Source organism: Allorhizobium sp. Av2, assembly GCF_021462805.2.
Lineage (GTDB): Bacteria > Pseudomonadota > Alphaproteobacteria > Rhizobiales > Rhizobiaceae > Allorhizobium > Allorhizobium vitis_G.
This window is the reverse complement of record NZ_CP192696.1, coordinates 95,609-115,119: the sequence shown is the minus strand read 5'-3', so window position 1 is coordinate 115,119 and position 19,511 is coordinate 95,609. Positions and strand designations below refer to the sequence as shown.

The window sequence follows — 19,511 nt, the reverse complement described above, 5'->3', positions numbered from 1 at the left end:
CCGGGGCTTTGCTGTCATCTGGCCTGATTACTTCGTCTTAGCGGATTTTCGCCGCAAAAGCCCCTTGAGATTATCGAATAGTTCGATCTTCACCCCATGGCGCTTCATGATGATCGACTGCTGCAACACCGACAGCGTATTGTTCCAGGCCCAGTAAATCACCAGACCGGCCGGGAAAGACCCGAGCATGAAGGTGAAGACCAGCGGCATCCAATTGAACAACATGGCCTGGGTCGGGTCCGGCGGCGTCGGGTTCATGCGCATCTGCACGAACATGGTAATGCCCATGATGATCGGCCAGATGCCGAGATGCAGCATGGCGGGCGACTCGAACGGCAGCAGGCCGAACAGGTTGACAAAGCTGGTTGGATCTGGAGCCGACAAGTCATGAATCCAGCCAAAGAACGGCGCGTGGCGCATTTCAATAGTGATATAAATCACTTTGTAGAGCGCGAAAAACACCGGGATCTGCAACAGCAGCGGCCAGCAACCGGCGACCGGATTGATCTTCTCGGTCTTGTAGAGCTCCATCATCGCCTGTTGCAGGGCCATACGGTCATCGCCGTGCTTGGCCTTCAACTCTTCCATCTTCGGCTGCATGCGCTTCATATTGGCCATGGACGCATATTGCTTGCTGGCCAGCGGGAAGAACAACAGCTTGACGGCGATGGTCGTCAGCAAGATAGCCACACCGAAATTGCCAACCTGACGGAAGAAGAAGTCCATCAGTTTGAACATCGGCTTGGTGAGGAAATAGAACCAGCCCCAATCGATCAGAAGATCGAAACGTGGAATGTCATATTGCTGCACCGTGTCTTTGGCACCGGCAAACAGATTGGTAAACGCCTGTCCGAACCAGGACTTGTCGAGCGCATAGCCATCAACAACAGGAACTTCCTTGGCGCCGGCAAACAGCAGCGTCTTCAGCGTGGTCGATTGGCCCGGTGCAATCGTCACCGGATCGTTCTTGTAATCCGCCTGGAAGCGAGCCTGGCCATCGGTAAAATGCGAGAAGCGGGAATCATAGGCCAGCGCCTGCGGTGGCACGAGGGTCGCGGCCCAATATTTATCGGTAATCCCGAGCCAGCCACCGGTTGCCTTGGCATTGGTCTCGTTTTCTTTTTCGATAGCCGCATATTTTGCTTCAACCGAGGCAAACTTCCCGTCGCCCGAGCCCATCACGCCGATGAAGCCTTCATGCAGCACATAGGTGGAGGCAACGGCGGGCTTGTTGTAGCGGGTAACACGGCCATAGGGGGCAAGGCTGACGTCAGCGCCCCCGGCATTGGCAACCGTGTCTTCGATCGTGAACATGTAATGCTTGTCGACCGAAATCTTCCGGCTGAAGGTGAGGCCGGCTTCATTGGTATAGGTCAGCGTTACCGGGGTGGTTTCGGTCAGTGTCTGGCCATCCTTGACCGTCCAGACCGTTGATGGCCCTGGAACGCTGCCGGATTTCTCGCCGCCGATAAAGCCGATTTCGGCGAAATAGCCGTCCTTGGTATCGGCCGGATTGAGCAGGGTAATGATCGGGCTCGTCTTGTCGACGGTCTCGTGATAGCCCTTCAGGCGAAGATCATCGAGCCGTGCACCCGTGAGATTGATGGAGCCGGACAGCGCTTCGGTATTGATTTCAACCCGAGCCGACTTGGCGACAGCGTCTTCGCGGCTTGTCGTGGCGCTGGCCTGGGTCTGACCTGGCAGGGCACCATTGACGGCCGCCCCCGGCGTTGCCTGAGTGGCCGGGGTCTTTGCCTGTTGTGCCTGTTGGGCCTGCTCAGCCTGTCTTTGCGCCTCGATCCGCGGGTTCATGTAGAAGAACTGCCAGCCCAGGACGACCATCACCGACAGTGCAATCGCGATGAGATAATTGCGGTTGTTTTCCATCATACTTTCCTGGAACGGGCCGTATCTTGACGCCGAACATTGGATTTTTCTTGAATACGGCGCTGCAACACGTCCCGAAGCTCGCTAAAAGGAGCCGCAAGCACGTCGCGTCGCGCAACGATCACATAGTCATGTCCGGGCTGCATTGCAAAGCCCACGCCAGTCCGCACAGCTTCTTTTAACCGGCGTCGCATACGATTGCGCTCGACAGCATTGCCATGCTTTTTCGTGACGGTGAAACCGACGCGAGGCGGCGTATCGGGCTCGGCCCGATCCAGCACTTCTAGGAGAATGTAGCGCCCCTTGCGTTTTTCGCCGGCGCGAACAGCAAGAAACTGCGGGCGGCTTTTCAGCCGCCCGACAGTTATGGATGTCTTAAGTGACGTCATAAGCCCGGCGCTTTCATCGGGCCAACCCAGCCTTAAGCCGAAAGACGTGCGCGGCCACGAGCGCGACGAGCACACAGAACCTTGCGGCCACCCTTGGTTGCCATGCGAGCGCGAAAGCCGTGACGACGTGCGCGAACGAGCTTGGACGGTTGATAGGTACGCTTCATTTTTTTAAATACCGCGGTGTGCGGCCCTTCTTGGGTTTGCAACGAATTGCAAGAGCGTTAGGATTACGGCAAGCATTACGGGGCCGCAGAACGGGAAACCTATGCAAGCCGCGCGGCTTATACGGAGGATAGAGGCGAGAGTCAATCTTGCCGGGGCTTTCCGGGGGGCAGAACTCTGGCAAAATCCGCCGGAACCGGGCGTTTTTTGCTTGTCGCCATTCAAGCGAACGACTGCCAGACCCACCATCATGCCTTACTTAAAATGCCAGAGCGAACCTGAATACACCATGTTTGATGGATCGCGCTGGAACCGAAATCTTTGCTGCACCGCATTTTACCGGATGCATGAGGCATGGTATGCTGTGATCTAAATGATGCGGCACAGCTGGCAAACGGTACAGAAAACCAAAGTACCACCCGGCAAAATGAGGCTAGTCGATGGGCAGGCGAAAGGCACAGGACGCAAAGCAGGCGCAGGCAGCGTCGATGCCCAGCCGGTTGCGCGGCCTTTCCGGCAAGCTGCTGGTGTTGACTGTGGTTTTCGTCCTTGCGGCGCAGGTGCTGATTTTTGCGCCGTCGATTGCCACGATGCGCCTCAATTGGCTGAAAAACCATATCAACAAGGCCGCGGCCGCCGCAGTGGTGATCGATGGGCTACAGCCACCTGAACTTCCCAAGGACGTCCAGGCCGACACCCTGCTTGCCACCGGAACCAAGGCGATTGCGCTCACCAAGGATGGTACGACGCGGCTGCTGGCCATGGCGGACATGCCACAGGAAGTGGATGGTCAATATGACATTTCCGATGTGGGGACATTGACGGCCATCAAGGACGCAGTCGACACCCTGCTATTCGGCGGCAATAGGCTGATCAGCGTTTCCGGCCCGATCGGCGATACGTCGATGCGGGTGGAAGTGGTGATGTCCGATGCGCCTCTGCATCGCGGATTATTGGCCTATGCAACGCGCATTGCCGTCGTGTCGTTGATCATTTCGGTGATCACCGGCCTCCTGCTGTTCGTGACGCTGAACCGGATGCTCATCAATCCGATTCGTCGGCTGAGCCGCAATATACAGGGATTTGCCAGCGATCCGGAAAATCCTGACAGGGTCATGGAAGTGGTCAGTGGTCGCGACGAGTTGGCCTTTGTCGCCCGCCATCTGGCCACGATGCAGGAGGACCTGCAAAAGACCCTGAGGCAGCAGAAAAGCCTGGCCGATCTCGGGCTTGCCGTTTCCAAGATCAATCATGACATGCGCAATATCCTTGCCTCTGCCCAGTTGATGTCCGACCGGTTGGTGGATGTCGATGATCCGATGGTGAAGAGCTTTGCGCCTAAACTGGTCCGCACGATCGACCGGGCCGTGGGTTATACGAGTGAAGTTCTGGCCTATGGACAGGCTTCGGAGGCCGAGCCCCGCCGGCGTCGGTTTGTGCTCTCCACGCTCAGTCAGGAAGTGCAGGATATTCTCGCCCTGGATAAGGGCATCGACTTTGTCGATCAGATTGCACCTGACATCGAAATCGATGCCGACAGCGAACAATTGTTTCGTGTCATCCATAATCTCTGCCGCAATGCTGCCCAGGCGCTTTCGTCCGCCATGATCGAAATGACCACCGCAACACCCCGCATCATGCTATCAGCCCACCGCATCGGCAGCGTTGTTGCAATCACCGTTGACGACAACGGACCTGGCCTGCCACGCAAGGCCCGCGAAAACCTGTTCACACCGTTTCGCGGCTCAGCCAGATCGGGCGGCACGGGCCTCGGCCTCGCCATCGCCCGCGAAATCGTGCTGGCGCACGGCGGAACGATCGCGCTGATGGAAAAACCCTCCTCTGGCACACAGTTCCGGATCGAAATTCCCGACAGGCCAGTGGCGCTCGACACCTTCCGGCTTCGAGCATAATGAAGCCGGATTCAAGGATGACGGAGAAAAGCCGAATTTCTTCAGACTATTAGAGACAAACTGGAAATCAAACCGGATTTTTTTATCGATTCCGCTTGCAATCAAACACGTCTCGCTTTAGAGGATCGGCACGCCAACGGAAACGACGGCGTCAGACGCACCCGTAGCTCAGCTGGATAGAGCACCAGACTACGAATCTGGGGGTCAGGAGTTCGAATCTCTTCGGGTGCGCCATTTCAGTACAGAACTATGAACGCCGAATGCCGCCGATTTTACGCTTGAAGCGGCCACGAGCGTTCGAAGCAGTTCCGATTTCGATCCCATGATCCGAATTTCAGTATCAGCGACCTCGACGCGCTGCGCCAGCGCGCGCAGGTGATCCCGCCGATAGCCGCCACCTTCAAGCCGCAATCCGTTGCGGGCCTCAGCGGCCAAGGCGTCGATCATGTCCACCGTGATCGCCTGATTTCCGGCGCTGTCGAGCGTGGCCTGGGTACGGTCGGCGTCGGCTAGCGCCTGATCTCGTATCGCCTTGAGACCCGCCATGCGCTCTTTCAGCACCGAATCGCTCAGATCGGCGAGACCAGCTTCGATCGCGTCGTAGAGTCTGTTGAGCCGCTGGTCGGTCTCCGTGATTCGCCGGTTGAGTTCGGCGAGATGCTCACGACGGCGTTCGGCACGTTCCTCGCGGCGGCCGAGCAGGCTGATGAGGATGGTTACCAGCCGCTTGGGCTGGAGCAAGCGTTCTTCCAGATGGCTCGCGACCAGATCGTCGAGCTTGTCCATCGGGAAGGAGCGACCTTCACAGCCGGTTTTGCCCTGCCGCGCCTTGGTCGAGCAGGTATAGTAGCGATATGTGCCGCCCGCGCTCCCCCTCCCGGTGCGGAGCGTCATCGCCCCTCCGCACTTGGAGCAAAAGCAGATGCCAGTCAGAAGGGTCGGCCCGCTGGTGACGCGAGCCGGCACCAGCATGGGATTGCGGGATTTCAGCTTCGCTTGCACCGATTCGAAGGTTTCGCGGTCAAGCAGCGGTGGGACCGCCATGATCGCGACTTCGCTTTCAGGCTTCTTCTCGCGGTTCTTGTGCAAGCGCGTATTGAACCTGTGCTCGCCGATATAGGTCGTGCGGGTCAGGATCGCATGGATTTGCGCGAGGCCCCAGCGCCCGCCATCACGGGTGAAGATACGACGTTCGTTAAGATAGCAGGTGATCGCCTTGACGCCGAGCGGGCCGGTCTTGCCATCGCCTTCGAGGAACAGCCGGTAGATCAGCCGGACTGTTTCGGCGTGCAGCGGATCGATCTCCAGCTTCTTCTTGGTCTTCGAGCCGCGCTGCTCGGCCGCGACGATGCGATAGCCGATCGGCGGTAGCGCGCCGTTCCAGAAGCCCTGTCGGGCATTCTCGTTCATGGCGCGCAGGACGTGCTTGGCGTTCTCCTTGGACTGATACTCGTCGAACAGCGCCATAATCTGCCGCATCATGACGTGCATGGGATCGTCGCCCATCTCCTGCGTGATGGAGACGAGCTTGACGCCGTTCTTTGCCAGCTTGCGGACGTAGAACTCCAACTCGAAGTGATCGCGGAAGAAGCGCGAGAAGCTGTGAACCACGACGACATCGAACGGCGCGGGCTTTGACGTGCCCGCTTCGATCATGCGCTGGAACTCGGGGCGACGGTCATTGGTGGCTGAAGCACCAGCTTCCACGAAGGTTTCGACGAGCTGATAGCCGCGCGAAGTGCAATAGGTTTCGCCCTGCTTACGCTGGTCGGGGATCGATACGTCATGCTCGGCCTGTCGCGTCGTCGAGACGCGCAGATAGAGCGCCGCGCGCTGCACGACATGCGGACTTTGAATGTTCATGGGCGGCCTCCCTTCGCTTCGCGCCGTTCGAGCAAGGGCAGTTCCAAGGCTACCCGGTCATGCAGCACCTTCGGCACGACCTTTTGACCTTCGCCGGGGTCCATACGGACAAGGCCGTAGCTCGCCATTTTCTTCAGGGTTCGGGACAGGTTAGACTTGGCCCGTCCGGTGATCTGCGACAGCTCCTCCAGCGAACCGGGCGCTTGCTCGTCGATGACACGCAGTAGCTCGCGATTTCCGCTGGAGAGGATTTGCGCGAAAGATTCGGTGGAGGTGAACCACACCTTTGGATCATCCGCCACCGGCTTTTCCTCGCCGCGCGCGATCCGCATGGTGCGGGCCTTCATTTCATCGTAGTCGGCAATCCCGACTTTCAGGGTGGTCATAGCACGCCTCGCTCCTTTAACACCGCGTCCACCACCTGCCAGAAGTCGGCCAGCAACGTGGCCGCATCCTCGTAGGCGTAAGGCTTCGCGGTCTGGAGGCGGTGACGATGGTCCATCGGCTCGCCGCGTTTGCCCCGGCCGACAGGATGGGCGTTGTCAAAGCCGACCAACCGTTCGCCCGAAGGCCCGTGAAGCGTGAGCGAGTAATCGAGGCCATGCGGCTTTTCCGATGACACCGGAATACGAGTGATGACGAACTTCACCCAATGACCGCCCTCGGGGTCGACAACGAGCACCTGACCGTCGAGGTCGAGAAGCGTGTCGAGGCTCGGGTCACGATCCTCGCTCATGGCTTACTGTTATCATCAGAAGATAATTGATGCAAGTCCCCGGAATCAGGAGGAACATCAAGGGGGCCGAACAATCGGTCGAGAACATCGCCGAAATAACGCTCGAAAATATCCACCTCGGCTTCGGTAACAGGAACGCGCTCCGGCCAGTCGTCGATGACCGGCAGCTTCTCGACATCGAAGGTGTCAGGCGACAGATTGCGGCGTCGCGGAGCCGGCGGCGGTGTCGTATCGTCGCCGTAGTCGTAGAGATCATCAGGAAGCGCTTGCGGGACTGGCCGCCGTGGTCGTCCCCTTCGGGCGCGGGAGTGTTGCGCGCACATGGAATCCTCCGTGGTTCGCTGGTGGAGTCCGGGTGTCGGGAAACCCCGGAATTAGGCGAAGCATGGAGGGGGATGGGCGGCGCGTAGCGTGCCGCATTCGCCCTCGCGCGTTGGCGGCACCCCAGAAGGCCGTGATCCGAACGTGACGATGTCGTGGATTGGGAGTAGCTCGATGAAGCTCAGTCCGATGGCCAAGACTGAGGCCATAGCGCTGCAAAAGCCGTTGCGTGGTGAGGATACCGCCTCTCCCATTGCAAGGGCGACGGTCGTGGCCAAAGTCGCGTTTGCAATGCGTAATCTAAAACGCGCGGACATCTGCTAGCAGATGGCAGCCGTCACCCCGTTACAATCCTACGCAAACATGAACGATGGTAAGCGCAGAGCTGTCCTTCCGACAAGTATCGGGCGGGCGGCTTGCCGACAACCTTACGGAACATCGTGATAAAGCCGCTCGCGTTTTCATAGCCGAGATCGAGTGCCACATTCTGCACCAGTTCGCCAGAAATCAGACGCCTCAAGGCGTGAATGACGTGAAGTTGTCGGCGCCAGTGGCTGAAATTCATGCCGGTTTCAGCAAGGAGCAGACGGCTAAGATTCCGTTCGCTCATGCCAATTCGCAACGCCCATTCGCTCAATGTCGTCTTGTCGGAAGGATGCTCGAGCAGCCTTCTCGCCATCCTTTTGATCCGAGCGTCTTGTGGCAGGGGAAGGCAAAAATCTTCGACTGGCGCTACCGAGAGTTGGTCGAGAAGGGTTGCGATCAGCCGTCCTTCACTGCCCTCTTCATCATAGGCTTCCGGCAGCTTGGCTGCTTCGATGATGAGTTCCCTGAGAAGGAGAGTAACCGAGAGCGTGTGGCACTGGGACAGGCCCATGGGGTCTCGACTCGGATCGATAAACAGTGAGTAGCACTCAGCCGCTCCCCAGCCGCGCAGCGAGTGCTCCGCGCCACCCGGAATCCAGATCGCGCAATTGGGTGGTATGACCCACACCGCATTGTCGACTTCGCAGTTCACGATGCCTCGCATCACATAAACAAGCTGCGAGCGCTTGTGGCGATGACGGCGATATTCCCAGTATCTCGCCTCGACGGGAACGCCCATTGCCGTGACTTTTCGGATGCCGGCGTCGACATCGAGATCGATGGGAATGTTGTCGTCTAAAGCAAGCATGAACGCATAGGACCGATATTTCGAAATTGGCAGCTACACGAAACTTATGATCGAAGTTTCTCCTATCGGCAATGCCACACAATTCGAAAAGTGTCCCAGCGTGGAGCAAACGGTCTGATAGCTCGCAATGCTGCCTCTGAACAACAGAACGAACTGATGCCGAAGCGGCGGCCTGGAGGCAGTCAGCAGAGGGCCGACGAATTGGAAGCGTTCTGATCAGGCTAATGAATGGGTCGTGCACGCTGGCGACGCAGACCATCACAGCCTGTCTTACGCCGAAGGGGAGCTTCGCCGTTTCAGACGCGAATCATTGGTCCGAGCGACGATGTGCGCTGCATGTCCGATTCAAACAACATCTTGGCCAAGCTTCGCTATCGGCCAGCACTGATGATCCGATACGCGGTGAGACCGTGTGACTTCTTCTTGGAAGTTCACTCAGCACCGAGTCGGATTTTCAGGGGGCAAGTTTGAATACTCAAATCATTCTAAAGAACGCATCGTCTACAAAGTCAACTGCCGTTGCTTCTCAGAGTACGGGCTCTTGCTCCAGAACGAACGCCCCTTCCAAAAGCGGCCGCCGTACCCGTCATGCATGGCGCTTCGCTCGCCTCCTGGGTCTGGGCACTGCGCTGTCAGGATCGCTGCATGCGTTCGCTGCATTTGCGCAGGAGCCACAGCTCTCCGACTCCAACGTGACAGTGCTTGACCCCATCGTAGTAACTGGCAACGGAGATAGTTCTGACTACACGGTGCAATCGTCATCCACGGCCACCAAGCTCAATCTCGAGCTGAAGGAAACGCCTCAGTCCGTCACGGTCATCACCCAGGAACGCATAAAGGATCAGAATCTCCAGACGATCGGAGACGTCCTGAACAACAGCACTGGGATTTCGCAGAGCACCTACGACAGCGAGCGCACCACGTACTGGTCGCGCGGTTTCCGCGTCGGCAATTTCATGTTCGATGGGATTCCGACGACGATCGACGCCACCGGAACCTACATCGATACAAACCTTGATTCCTCGATATATGAACGGGTGGAAGTCATTCGCGGGGCCAACGGGCTGCTGACCGGCGCTGGCGATCCGTCGGCAGCAGTGAATTTTGTTCGAAAGCACGCGACTAGCGATGTCTTCACCGCAACGATCACCGGCGGCGGCGGAACGTGGAACAATTGGCGAGGCACGGCCGATATCAGTACGCCGCTGACGAAGGACGGCTCTGTCAGGGGGCGGATCGTGACCACCCTACAGGACACGGAGTCGCAGCTAGACAGGTATAGCAACGAGAAAAAGCTGTTTTACGGTGTAATCGATGCGGACCTTGGTCCAAACACACTGTTGAGCTTTGGCTACGATTATCAGGAAGCGCGTCCCAACGGCGTAACCTGGGGTGGCTTCCCTCTCTGGAATTCCGCCGGCCAGCGGCTCGATTGGTCACGCTCCTTCAATCCTGCTCCGGCCTGGTCCTATTGGGACACGACGAACCATCGCGCATTCGCCAGCCTTGAGCACAAGTTCGATAGCGGTTGGACAGCACGAGTGGTCGGCGCTCACGCCGAAACAGAATCGAATGCGAAGCTCGGCGGCATTCAAGGCTGGCCAAACCCGGCCACCGGGGCAGGCACTTTTGGCCTTGCCAACTGGTACATCATGAATCGCAAGGTCGATTCCGTTGACGCCTACGTTAGCGGACCATTCGAGCTATTTGGCCGCCAGCACGAGCTTGTCTTCGGCGCGAGCGCAAGTCGCCAGCAAGAGCACACGAAGGGCACGAATTTCGCAATGTTCGCGATCGATAATGCCTTCACCTTCAACGGTTCCGTGCCAGAGCCGAACTGGGGGCCTTTAAATGACCAGGGTACGAATACGGTCTATCAGAAGGGCCTCTACGCCACCGCCAAGCTGAACATAACGGATCAGTTCAAGGTACTACTCGGCGGCCGTTTCGCAGATTGGCGGACGACGGGCGCGAACAGCGCGGAAGAGCACAAGTTCATCCCCTATCTCGGCGCCGTCTATGACCTGACAGACACTTACTCCATCTACGCCAGCTACACCGGCGTGTTTAATCCACAGACCTACAAGGACAGTAGCGGCGCTTACCTCGCGCCACTGGAAGGGGTAAACTACGAGGCGGGCATCAAAGCTTCCTACCTTGACGGTCGGCTGAACGCCTCTCTGGCGGTGTTCCGGACAGAGCAGGATAATGTTGCTGTGGTGGACGGCTCAAACATGGTGCCCGGAACCACTCAGCAGGCCTATCTCGCCGCTTCGGGGACGGTGAGCACTGGTTTCGAAGTCGAGGTGAACGGCGCCGTCACCGACCGCTGGAACGTCGGCGCAGGATTCGCGCACTATTCTCTGGAAGGCCCAGATGGGACGTCGATCAACACTGATGTTCCACGCTCCACGCTAAAGCTGTTCACCGCCTACACCCCGCCAATCCTCGACGACAAATTGGTAGTCGGTGGCGGCGTGAGATGGCAGAGCAAGACCTATCAGGACGCCACGGGGCCGTTGGGCGTGGAGCGTGTTGGCCAGGATGCTTATGCGCTGGTCGACTTGTTCGCTCGCTACAACATCACGTCCAATCTGCAAGCCCAGGTGAATGTCAGCAATCTCTTCGACGAGAAATACTACAGCCAGATCGGCTTCTACAATCAGGGCTCTTATGGGGCGGGCAGATCCGTATTTGCGTCTCTGAGTTACAAATACTGATCGATGGGAACGAGGTTCGGTGCACACCTTCTAACCCTGTTCGTCTTGCTGAGCGTGGCGTCGCTGTTCATCGGTGCCAAGCAATTGTCCTGGGAACAAATTGCGGGGCGATCAGACGATGCCTTGCTGATGCTCACGGCAAGCCGTCTTCCGCGCTTTGCTGCCCTCGTGACGACAGGGGTCGGCCTGTCGATCTGCGGCGTGATTTTGCAGCATATCGTTCAGAACAAATTCGTCGAACCCGCGACATCCGGCGGGTTGGATGCGGCCAGGCTCGGAATCCTGACTGCGCTGATATTTGCGCCCGGCGCGGGGCCGACAGGCAAGATGCTTTTTGCCCTGGCGTTTTGCTGTGCGGCAAACCTCATCTTTGTCGCGATCATTCGGCGGATCGGCATGAACAATACCGTTCTCGTCCCTGTCGTTGGCCTGATGTACGGCAGCGTGCTGAGCGGCATCGCGGAACTCTATGCCTACAGCAAGAACCTCGTTCAAAGCATGCAGGGGTGGCTGATCGGAGATTTCTCTAAGGTCATCGAGGGAAACTACGAGATTCTCTATCTCATCGTCCCGGTCGTTGCCGTCGCATATCTGCTTGCGCATCGGTTCACGGTTCTGGGGATGGGGGATAGCATCGCCACCAGTCTCGGCCTCGGCTATGCCGCGACGGCAGCCATCGGCCTGATACTGGTCGCCGTCACCGTCTCCGCATCTGTTATTGCTGTGGGCGCCATACCCTTCGTGGGTCTGGTCATCCCCAATCTGGTAGCGCTGCGCTGTGGCGAGAACCTGCGGAACACGCTGCCGCTGATAGCGCTGTCCGGGGCCTGTCTGCTGCTCGCCTGCGATATTGTGGGGCGCCTCCTGATCTACCCGTTTGAGATCCCGATCGGAGTAACAGCCGGTGGCTTTGGCGGCATGCTGTTCCTCGCGCTGATCATCTGGAAGAACCGATGATTATGCGCGCCAGATCTCGGCTTTGGCTGCCGCTCCTTCTCATCGTTTTGGTGGCTGCCTTCCTGCTCTTCAGGTCGGAACTCGATTTCGAATACATCATTCCCAAACGGCTCGACCGTTTGGCGGCGATGATGATCGGCGGCGTCTGCGTGGCCTTCTCCGCGGTGGTATTCCAGATCATCGCGGGCAACCGTATTCTGACGCCAGCGATCATGGGCTACGAGGCAGTTTACCTGCTGTTTCAATCGCTGTTGACGTTGCTGTTGGGCGGGCATCGCTTTGTCGCGCTCAACAGCACGGGATACTTCTTCCTCTCCGTGCTGTTGATGCTGGCCTATTCCTGGGTGCTCCATCAGTGGCTGTTCCGGGATGGCAAGCGCAACGTCTACTTCCTGCTGCTGACGGGTTTGATTCTGACGATGCTGTTCGGGACCTTCGCGCAGTTCATCGCGATCAAATTGAGTCCCAGCGATTTTGCCGTTCTCCAGGGCGCGAGCATCGTTTCGTTCAACAGGGCGCAATCCGTACAGATCGCCTATTCCGTCGTCCTGGTCGTGGCCAGTGTGGCGGTCGTACTCAGGACGCTCTCCTATCTCGACGTGCTATCGCTCGGCCGCGATCAGGCGATTTCTCTCGGGATCAATCACCGACAATACGTGCGCCTCTATCTCGCGCTGATCGCCGCCCTGGTGGCCGTTTCAACCAGCCTGATCGGGCCAACGGCCTTCATGGGTGTCTTCGTGGCTAACATTACCTACTCCATCACGCGTGCGACCCGCCCACACATAACCTTGTCGGCCGCCTGCGCTACGGCGATCTGCGTGTTCATCGTCGCGCAATTCCTCGTCGAGCATGTCTTCAACTACAAGACGACCGTGAGCATCCTCGTCAATCTGGTCTGCGGCATCTACTTCCTGATGCTCATGATCCGGACGCGAGGTGCTGCATGATCAGCGTCCGCAATCTCGACAAAGCCTATAGCTCGAGCCTGGTGCTCTCCGACATAAGCGCGACCTTTCCGTCACGGCGTCTGACATCACTTATCGGACCGAACGGCGCGGGCAAGAGCACGTTGCTGATGCTCATCGCCAGACTGCACCTGCCAACGCGCGGCGAGATCCTGATTGAAGACAAGCCGATTACAGACTTTCGCCTGAGCGATTACGCGCAGAAGATCGCGACGCTGCGACAGTCGCCGATCTTCAATCTTCGACTGACTGTTGAGGAACTCGTCGCTTTCGGGCGCTTCCCCTACAGCAAGGGTGCGCTTAACGACAAGGATCGCGCTCAGATCGAGCAGGCGCTGGAATTCCTCTCGCTCGACCGGCTGCGCAAGTCCTACATCGATGAACTCAGCGGCGGCCAGCGACAGTTGGCGTTCCTCGCCATGACCATCGCGCAGGAAACCGACTACCTGCTTCTCGACGAGCCTCTCAACAATCTCGATATGAAGCACGCCGTCCAGATCATGAGGGCCTTGCGTCGTTTGTGCGATGAACAGGGGCGAACCGCGATCATGGTGGTCCACGACATCAATTTTGCCGCCAACTACTCCGACCACATCGTAGCCATGAAGCACGGTTCGGTGCGGTTCTCTGGGCCGCCGTCAGAGGTTATCACCGAGAAAAATCTACGTGATCTCTACGATCTCGAATTCGAGATCCTGAAAGGCGAGCAGTCCATGCTTTGCAATTATTTCAAGCCATCAGGAGCGATATCATGAGATGGAAGAACAAAATCGGTTTGTGCATGACCGCAGCAGTCTTGACGCTGGCGGCGACATTGTACGGTGTGACGGCTGGCGAACAGGACTCACCGGCAACGGCAATAGCGGAGCCGGTCATCGTACAGCATGAGCTGGGAACCGCCACGCTGGCAAGCCGCCCGAAGCGCGTGGTGTCGTTCGATATGAGCGTGGTCGACTCGCTCGACCAAATGGGGATTTCGGTCATCGGAATGCCGAAGGACTATGTTCCCCGGTTCCTGTCGCAATATGCGGACAACCCGGATATCGCGGATCTTGGCTCGACCATTCAGCCCAATCTGGAGCGTGTTCATCGAGCCAAACCCGATCTGATACTGATTTCGCCGCTGACCGCGCGAAGCTATCAGGAACTGTCGCAGATCGCTCCGACGATCTATTTCGACTTCGATTTCATGAACAAGAGTGGTAACTATATCGAGGTCGTGAAAAAGCAGCTTGGGACATTGGGACGTGTCTTCGGCGTTGAAGCGCGGGCAGAGCAACTGTCAGCGGAAATCGACAGGAAGGTCGAAGAGGCCCGGCAGGTCACAAACGGTCGTCCTGAGAAGGCTCTCGTTATCATGCACAGCAACGGCTCGTTCACGACTTTCGGTGTGAAGTCGCGCTATGGCTTCATCTTCGACACGTTGGGGGTTAAGCCGGCAAGCCTGCATGTCGATCCAGGCCCCTATGGGCAGCCGATCTCCAACGAATTTATCCATGATGCGGACCCCGACATTATCTACGTGGTAGACCGCATGGCTGCGATCGAGCATCGGTCCGCTGATCCTGCTGTCCTGGAGAACCCTTTGCTGCGTGAAACCAAAGCATGGAAAAACGGACGCGTGCTCTTCGTTGATCCGGACTCTTGGTTTCTCACCAGCGCCGGGGCTCAATCGCTGCAGAATTTGATCGGCGACGTGATCAAAAGCTACGAGAAGTGAGCTGCGGAGCCGAGGCGTTTCATGTAGTTAGGGCCAATCGTCGAGCGGCCTAACCCCTTTCGGCTCCGTTAGTTGTGCGACGAGCTTTCGCAAAAGCGCGATCCGTGGCGATAAACCGCTCCAGCATGGGCACGATGAGTTTGACGGGATCGGCGGCGGGCTGACTGCTCTCGCGAGCCAGCACCTCTGCATAGGCGACCAGATTGCGGTGGAGCGGCCCCGGCAGTTCCACCGTTACTTTGACGGGCTTGTCCTCGACGATAGGACCGAGTTTCAGCTTTGCCATGGTCAGTTCCTGTAGGGTTCGAGTACGAGATCGCGCGTGACGATGACCCTGACCGGGAAACCTGGCCGGATGGTCAGCGTCGGCGCGACTTGCAACTGGCGCTGGACTATCTGCTGACCGGCCTGATTGACGGTGTCCTGGGCGCCGTCGCGAACGGCGCGGATCAGACGGTCATTGTCGTCGGTGGCGAGTTCTGCACCAACGCCGAGCAGGGTCGAGAGAGCTGCGGCCTTGGCGAGATCCCACCAGTGGTAATCGACGCCATCCTCCAGACCGGCATAGCCCTGCGTGTCCGCGCCCGGCTGGCGCTCCAGCACCATGGAGCGGCCGTTGGGCAGAATGAGACGGTTCCAGACGAGCAGCACGCGACGCTGTCCGAACTGGACGCTGTTGTCATACTGGCCGACGAGCCGCGTGCCCTGCGGCACCAGCAGAATGCGGCCTGTAGGGCTGTCATAGATATTCTCTGTAACCTGCGCGGTGATCTGGCCGGGCAGATCGGAACGGATGCCGGTGATGAGCGCGGCCGGGATGACTGCTCCGGCTTGCAGCACGAAAGGCGATGGCGGCGGCGTGACGCGATCGGGCGTCACGGTACGCCGGTCTGCCGCTGCATTGAGGAACGCAAGCTGCCGATCCTGCGCGGTCGGCTGACCAGTCTGACCGCCGAGATCGAAACTGGGGAAACCGGGTGTCGTTCCCGTCCCGGTCGTGTTTGCCGATCCCTGCCGCGACTGAAAGAAGACGGTGCTGACGCGGGCGGCTTCTTCCTCGGCGCGGCGGCGTTGCTCGGCCTCGTCGACGCCGGGTGTCGGAACGACGGGCGGGACGACGGGTTGCGCGTTGTTCTGCGCGGAAAGGATCGGCCGTCCGAGATCGCCGGGCAGCGCCGGACCGAGGATCGGGCCGGTATAGTCGCGTGGCAGTCCGGCGAGACCGTCAGCGGTCTGCCGATTGGCGGTGGAGTAGAGTTCTTCCCCGCCATCGCCAGGCGCGCGGGTCTGAAGGGCATAGATCAGCGCCCCGCCGATCCCGACCAGGGCGACGGCCGCGACGCCGGCAAGCATCTTGCGCGACAGGCGGGTGACACGGGGAGCTTCGGCGCGCAGGCGCATCGGGGCGGTGTTGGTTTCGGTCTCGCTCATGATTGCGGCCTCCCGTCGGTGCGAACAATCCTGACGATCTGCTGGCGGTCGCCGCTGCCAAGGCGCAGCTCCGCTGCACCGAACAGGCGATCGACGATCAGGATGTGTTGATAGATGCGGCTGTTGACGATCTGCGCTTCGCCCTCGGGGCCGATGACGAAGATCGGCGGCATCTCGCCCTGCACGATTCCGCGCGGGAACTCGACATAGACGCGGCGGCCGTCGTCATAGACGGTGGTCGGCTTCCAAGGCGGATTGCTGCTGCTGGTCAGGCTGTAACGGTAATTGCGCGCTGTGACGGCCGGAATGATCGGCGTCGCCGGGACGGCCTGCCGCCCGCCGCCTGCCGGTTGCGGATAGGCCCACGCGACAGCGGGCATATAGGGCTTCTCGCCCGCGCGTAGCTCGATCATATAGGTGCGGCGGTCGGTGGTGATGACGAGATTGGTCGTGATGTCGGCGCGCGTCGGCTTCACCAGCACATGCACGCGGCGGGTCGCGCCGGAACCGGATTCCGTGTCGCCGATAATCCAGCGGGCGGTATCGCCGGCGGCTATCGGGCCGGCGCCAGTCAGGCTCTCGCCGGGTTCGAGCGCGATGTTGGTGATCTGGCCGGGGGCGGCATAGACTTGATAGAGCGCGCCTTCCGACCATGGATAGACTTGGATGGCGTTGAAATATCCCTCGCGGTGCGGCTGCACACGCGCAGCCGCATTGGCGTTCTCGACACGGCCCGTCGCCGTGCTGGCCGTCTGGCCACCGCGCGCGACCGTCCAGGCCGGAGGGACATGCAGCGGCCTCGGCCGGTCGTCCGTCACCGATGCGGGAATGGCCGGTAAAGGCGGCACGCTGGCGTCGTAGCTGATCTGCGGCGGCTTGGTGGAGGCGCAGCCGGCGAGCATGGTCGCCGAAAGCAACACGGCGGCGATTGCGGATTTGCGGGGTGCCGGCGTCATTGGCTCATCTCCCGCGACCAGTTGATGGCGTTGACGTAGATTCCGAGCGGATTGGCTTTGAGCCGTTCGGCGTCGTGCGGCGGCTGGACGGCGATGGTCAGGATCGCGGTCCACCGCTGCGTGCCGGAGAGCTGACCGTTCTCGAAATGCCGTTCCGTCCAGGCGACACGGAAGCTGTCGGGCGACGCTCGGATGACACTCGAAACGTCCACGGCGATCTGCTGCTTGCCTACCTTGGCGAATGGGTCGTTGGTGCGGGCATAGTCGTTGAGCGCGCCCGCGCCGCGGTCGGTGGTCCATTCATAGGCGCGAAGCCAGTTCTGCCGGACGATGATCGCGTCCGCCGGGATCGAGCGGACCTGCTCGATGAAACGGGCTAGATGCCATGCGATCTGCGGATCGGTAGGGCGATAATTGGCCGTGGCGGGCGCAACGGTCTGTGCCTGACCGAGATTGTCGACCTGCACCACCCAAGGGACGACGGTGCCGCTCGCAGACTGCCAGACGAGAGCGGTGGCGAAGCCGGCTGAGAGAAAGAGCGAGCCAAACGCCATAAAGCGCCAGTTCCTCGCCTGCACGCGGGCCGAGCCAATGCGCTCGTCCCAGACCTGTGCAGCCTTCTGGTACGGGGTTTCAGGTTGAGGTGTTCTGCCGTAATGCGCAGCGGGTCGCTTGAAGAGGTTCATGAGCGGTCACTTTCAGAGAGGTTGACGGAAGAACCGGAGCTATGGCTGTCACCGGACCGAACGGCATGAGCGGTTGTCTGGACGGCGTGGCCCATGTGGCCGGATCGGCGCATTCGCTGTGCCCAGCCGGGCGTCGCACCGGCGGGCCGAGCCGATGCAGGCGGGGTTTCCGCCGCGCCGCCGACCGTCCCCATGGTCGAGGAGCCGCCGGTCGCGCCGAGGCCGGATTTGACGCCATCGGAGAAGCTGGATTTGACGCTGGCGGCGGCGCGGCGAAGCGGCGACATAGCCGCGCTGCCCGCCGCACGCCCGACGCCGCCCATGCCGGACGCGACACCCGTTGCACCGAATTGGCCGAGTGAACCGAGGCTGTAGGCGGCCGACGCCGCGCCCACTGCGGTCGCGCCGCCACGCACGGCGGCCGCACCCGTCGAGAGCGTGGCTGCGCCGCCTTTGGCGGCGAGGCCGGCAGCGCCAGCGCCGGCCAGCACCATGCCGCCCGCCGCAAGGCCGGTGCCGACGGCTGCGCCGGCGCCGAGCTGGGGACCGCCCGAGACGAGTCCGTTAGCGATGCCGGGGCCGAAGATGCCGAGGCCGAGCAGAGACAAAGCGGCGAGCACGACGGCCATCGCGTCATCGATGCTTGGTGTCTGACCGCCGAAACCTTGCGTGAATTGCGAGAAGAGCGTCGAGCCGATGCCGATGATGACGGCGAGCACCAGAACCTTGATGCCGGATGAGATGACGTTGCCGAGCACACGTTCGGCCATGAAGGCGGTTTTGCCGAACAGGCCGAAGGGGATCAAAACGAAGCCAGCCAACGTCGCCAACTTGAACTCGATCAACGTGACGAAGAGCTGGATCGCCAGAATGAAGAAAGCGAGGATGACCAGCGCCCAGGCGAAAAGCAGGCACGCGATCTGGATGAAGTTCTCGAAGAAGGCCACCCAGCCCATCAGGTCGGAAATGGATTCGAGCAGCGGCCGGGCGGCGTCGAGGCCGGTCTGTGCGACCTTGCCGGGACGCATTAAGTCCGCCGTCGAAAAGCCGGTGCCGCTTGCTTTGAGTCCAAGGCCCGCGAAGCTGTCGAAGACGATCTTCGCGAGGTTGTTCCAGTTGCCGATGAGATAGGCGAAGACACCGACGAAGAGCGTCTTCTTGACGAGCCGCGCCATGATGTCGTCGTCCGCGCCCCAGGACCAGAACAGGGCGGCGAGCGTCACGTCGATGACGATGAGCGTGGTGGCGATGAAACCGACCTCACCGGACAAAAGCCCGAAACCGGAGTCGATGTAGCGGGTGAAGACCCCGAGGAAATTGTCGATGACGCCTGCGCCGCCCACGGTTCACCGTCCTTCCGGCGCAGGCGACGCGGGCGTGCGGCCCAGGAAGCGGTCGCGAGTCTCGGCCCAGACGCGCAGGCAGTCCGTGTCGTTCGCGGCCTGCTGACCGAGATGCTGGCACCGGCGTTGACCTTCGCGCAGCGGGTCGCGGTCGGGTTGGTGAAGGCGCACCGGCGAAGATGCCGGCGCGTCCTCCTTGCGGTTCAGTTCGATCACCGTTGCTGTGATGGCTACGGCGACGAACACGATTGCGCCGAGGCGTGCCAGCATCTTGCTGTCCAT

Annotated in this window: 21 protein-coding genes and 1 tRNA gene; 8 read left to right on the top strand and 14 right to left on the bottom strand. The window is 59.9% G+C overall.

Annotation, left to right across the window (positions count from 1 at the left end):
• Nucleotides 1–27 precede the first annotated feature (27 nt).
• The 3 genes from yidC to rpmH are packed head-to-tail and all read right to left on the bottom strand — an operon-like array spanning nt 28 to nt 2,443.
• Entirely contained in the window at nt 28–1,887 is a 1,860-nt protein-coding gene (gene yidC, locus FS819_RS00560; RefSeq protein ID WP_156549284.1) for a membrane protein insertase YidC, read from the bottom strand.
• Nucleotides 1,887–2,276, bottom strand: coding sequence for a ribonuclease P protein component (gene rnpA / locus FS819_RS00555; RefSeq protein ID WP_156531337.1), 390 nt, complete (start codon nt 2,274–2,276; stop codon nt 1,887–1,889). The genes yidC and rnpA overlap by 1 nt, the downstream gene beginning before the upstream one ends.
• A 32-nt stretch (nt 2,277–2,308) precedes the next feature.
• Nucleotides 2,309–2,443: a 50S ribosomal protein L34 gene (gene rpmH / locus FS819_RS00550; protein ID WP_080516945.1), complete on the bottom strand. Its 135-nt coding sequence runs from the start codon at nt 2,441–2,443 to the stop codon at nt 2,309–2,311.
• A 438-nt stretch (nt 2,444–2,881) separates the two neighbouring features.
• Between rpmH and FS819_RS00545 the strand changes: the two genes are divergently transcribed.
• Entirely contained in the window at nt 2,882–4,354 is a 1,473-nt protein-coding gene (locus FS819_RS00545) for an ATP-binding protein (RefSeq protein WP_409050032.1), read from the top strand.
• A 157-nt stretch (nt 4,355–4,511) separates the two neighbouring features.
• A tRNA-Arg gene (locus FS819_RS00540) sits at nt 4,512–4,588 on the top strand.
• On the opposite strand, the gene FS819_RS00535 is transcribed toward FS819_RS00540, so the two are convergent.
• The 4 genes from FS819_RS00535 to FS819_RS00520 are packed head-to-tail and all read right to left on the bottom strand — an operon-like array spanning nt 4,559 to nt 7,276.
• The gene (locus FS819_RS00535; protein WP_498724180.1) at nt 4,559–6,217 is read right to left on the bottom strand and encodes a recombinase family protein; all 1,659 of its coding nucleotides are present in this window, start codon (nt 6,215–6,217) and stop codon (nt 4,559–4,561) included. The two genes, FS819_RS00540 and FS819_RS00535, sit on opposite strands and share 30 nt — an antisense overlap.
• A complete protein-coding gene (locus FS819_RS00530; protein WP_234625072.1) occupies nt 6,214–6,603 on the bottom strand; it encodes an HVO_A0114 family putative DNA-binding protein in 390 nt (129 codons plus the stop codon). The genes FS819_RS00535 and FS819_RS00530 overlap by 4 nt, the downstream gene beginning before the upstream one ends.
• Nucleotides 6,600–6,953, bottom strand: coding sequence for a toxin-antitoxin system TumE family protein (locus tag FS819_RS00525; RefSeq protein WP_234625073.1), 354 nt, complete (start codon nt 6,951–6,953; stop codon nt 6,600–6,602). The genes FS819_RS00530 and FS819_RS00525 overlap by 4 nt, the downstream gene beginning before the upstream one ends.
• Nucleotides 6,950–7,276 carry a hypothetical protein gene (locus tag FS819_RS00520; protein ID WP_234625074.1) on the bottom strand — a complete coding sequence of 109 codons (327 nt, stop codon included), beginning with the start codon at nt 7,274–7,276 and terminating at the stop codon, nt 6,950–6,952. The genes FS819_RS00525 and FS819_RS00520 overlap by 4 nt, the downstream gene beginning before the upstream one ends.
• Before the next feature lie 172 nt (nt 7,277–7,448).
• On the opposite strand from FS819_RS00520, the gene FS819_RS00515 reads away from it, so the two are divergent.
• Complete coding sequence (locus FS819_RS00515) at nt 7,449–7,598, top strand: hypothetical protein (RefSeq protein ID WP_234625075.1); 150 nt, start codon at nt 7,449–7,451, stop codon at nt 7,596–7,598.
• A gap of 13 nt (nt 7,599–7,611) precedes the next feature.
• Here FS819_RS00515 and FS819_RS00510 read toward each other — a convergent pair whose 3' ends face one another.
• Nucleotides 7,612–8,448, bottom strand: coding sequence for an AraC family transcriptional regulator (locus tag FS819_RS00510; RefSeq protein WP_234625076.1), 837 nt, complete (start codon nt 8,446–8,448; stop codon nt 7,612–7,614).
• A gap of 467 nt (nt 8,449–8,915) precedes the next feature.
• On the opposite strand from FS819_RS00510, the gene fhuE reads away from it, so the two are divergent.
• Genes fhuE through FS819_RS00485 form a run of 5 tightly spaced genes read left to right on the top strand, consistent with a single transcriptional unit; the run spans nt 8,916 to nt 14,813 of the window.
• Nucleotides 8,916–11,168 carry a ferric-rhodotorulic acid/ferric-coprogen receptor FhuE gene (fhuE, locus tag FS819_RS00505; protein ID WP_234625077.1) on the top strand — a complete coding sequence of 751 codons (2,253 nt, stop codon included), beginning with the start codon at nt 8,916–8,918 and terminating at the stop codon, nt 11,166–11,168.
• 3 nt (nt 11,169–11,171) lie between these two features.
• The gene (locus FS819_RS00500; RefSeq protein ID WP_234625078.1) at nt 11,172–12,125 is read left to right on the top strand and encodes an ABC transporter permease; all 954 of its coding nucleotides are present in this window, start codon (nt 11,172–11,174) and stop codon (nt 12,123–12,125) included.
• Nucleotides 12,122–13,075, top strand: a complete 954-nt coding sequence (locus tag FS819_RS00495) for an iron chelate uptake ABC transporter family permease subunit (protein ID WP_272492754.1) — start codon at nt 12,122–12,124, stop codon at nt 13,073–13,075. The genes FS819_RS00500 and FS819_RS00495 overlap by 4 nt, the downstream gene beginning before the upstream one ends.
• Nucleotides 13,072–13,848 carry an iron ABC transporter ATP-binding protein gene (locus FS819_RS00490; RefSeq protein ID WP_234625079.1) on the top strand — a complete coding sequence of 259 codons (777 nt, stop codon included), beginning with the start codon at nt 13,072–13,074 and terminating at the stop codon, nt 13,846–13,848. Before FS819_RS00495 ends, FS819_RS00490 begins: the two co-directional genes overlap by 4 nt.
• Before the next feature lie 41 nt (nt 13,849–13,889).
• Nucleotides 13,890–14,813, top strand: a complete 924-nt coding sequence (locus FS819_RS00485; protein WP_498723957.1) for a siderophore ABC transporter substrate-binding protein — start codon at nt 13,890–13,892, stop codon at nt 14,811–14,813.
• 49 nt (nt 14,814–14,862) lie between these two features.
• Here the strand turns inward: FS819_RS00485 and FS819_RS00480 are convergent, their stop codons facing one another.
• From FS819_RS00480 to trbK-alt, 6 genes are read right to left on the bottom strand one after another with little or no spacing between them, the layout of a single operon-like run.
• Nucleotides 14,863–15,099 (bottom strand): DUF2274 domain-containing protein, encoded by a 237-nt coding sequence (locus FS819_RS00480; protein WP_234625081.1) that lies wholly within the window; start codon nt 15,097–15,099, stop codon nt 14,863–14,865.
• Between the two features lie 2 nt (nt 15,100–15,101).
• Nucleotides 15,102–16,244, bottom strand: coding sequence for a TraB/TrbI/VirB10 family type IV secretion system protein (locus FS819_RS00475; protein ID WP_234625082.1), 1,143 nt, complete (start codon nt 16,242–16,244; stop codon nt 15,102–15,104).
• Nucleotides 16,241–17,200, bottom strand: a complete 960-nt coding sequence (trbG, locus tag FS819_RS00470) for a P-type conjugative transfer protein TrbG (RefSeq protein WP_234625083.1) — start codon at nt 17,198–17,200, stop codon at nt 16,241–16,243. The genes FS819_RS00475 and trbG overlap by 4 nt, the downstream gene beginning before the upstream one ends.
• A complete protein-coding gene (gene trbF, locus FS819_RS00465) occupies nt 17,197–17,886 on the bottom strand; it encodes a conjugal transfer protein TrbF (protein WP_234625084.1) in 690 nt (229 codons plus the stop codon). Before trbF ends, trbG begins: the two co-directional genes overlap by 4 nt.
• Complete coding sequence (trbL, locus tag FS819_RS00460; protein ID WP_234625085.1) at nt 17,883–19,229, bottom strand: P-type conjugative transfer protein TrbL; 1,347 nt, start codon at nt 19,227–19,229, stop codon at nt 17,883–17,885. Before trbL ends, trbF begins: the two co-directional genes overlap by 4 nt.
• A gap of 3 nt (nt 19,230–19,232) precedes the next feature.
• Nucleotides 19,233–19,511: a putative entry exclusion protein TrbK-alt gene (trbK-alt, locus tag FS819_RS00455; protein ID WP_234625086.1), complete on the bottom strand. Its 279-nt coding sequence runs from the start codon at nt 19,509–19,511 to the stop codon at nt 19,233–19,235.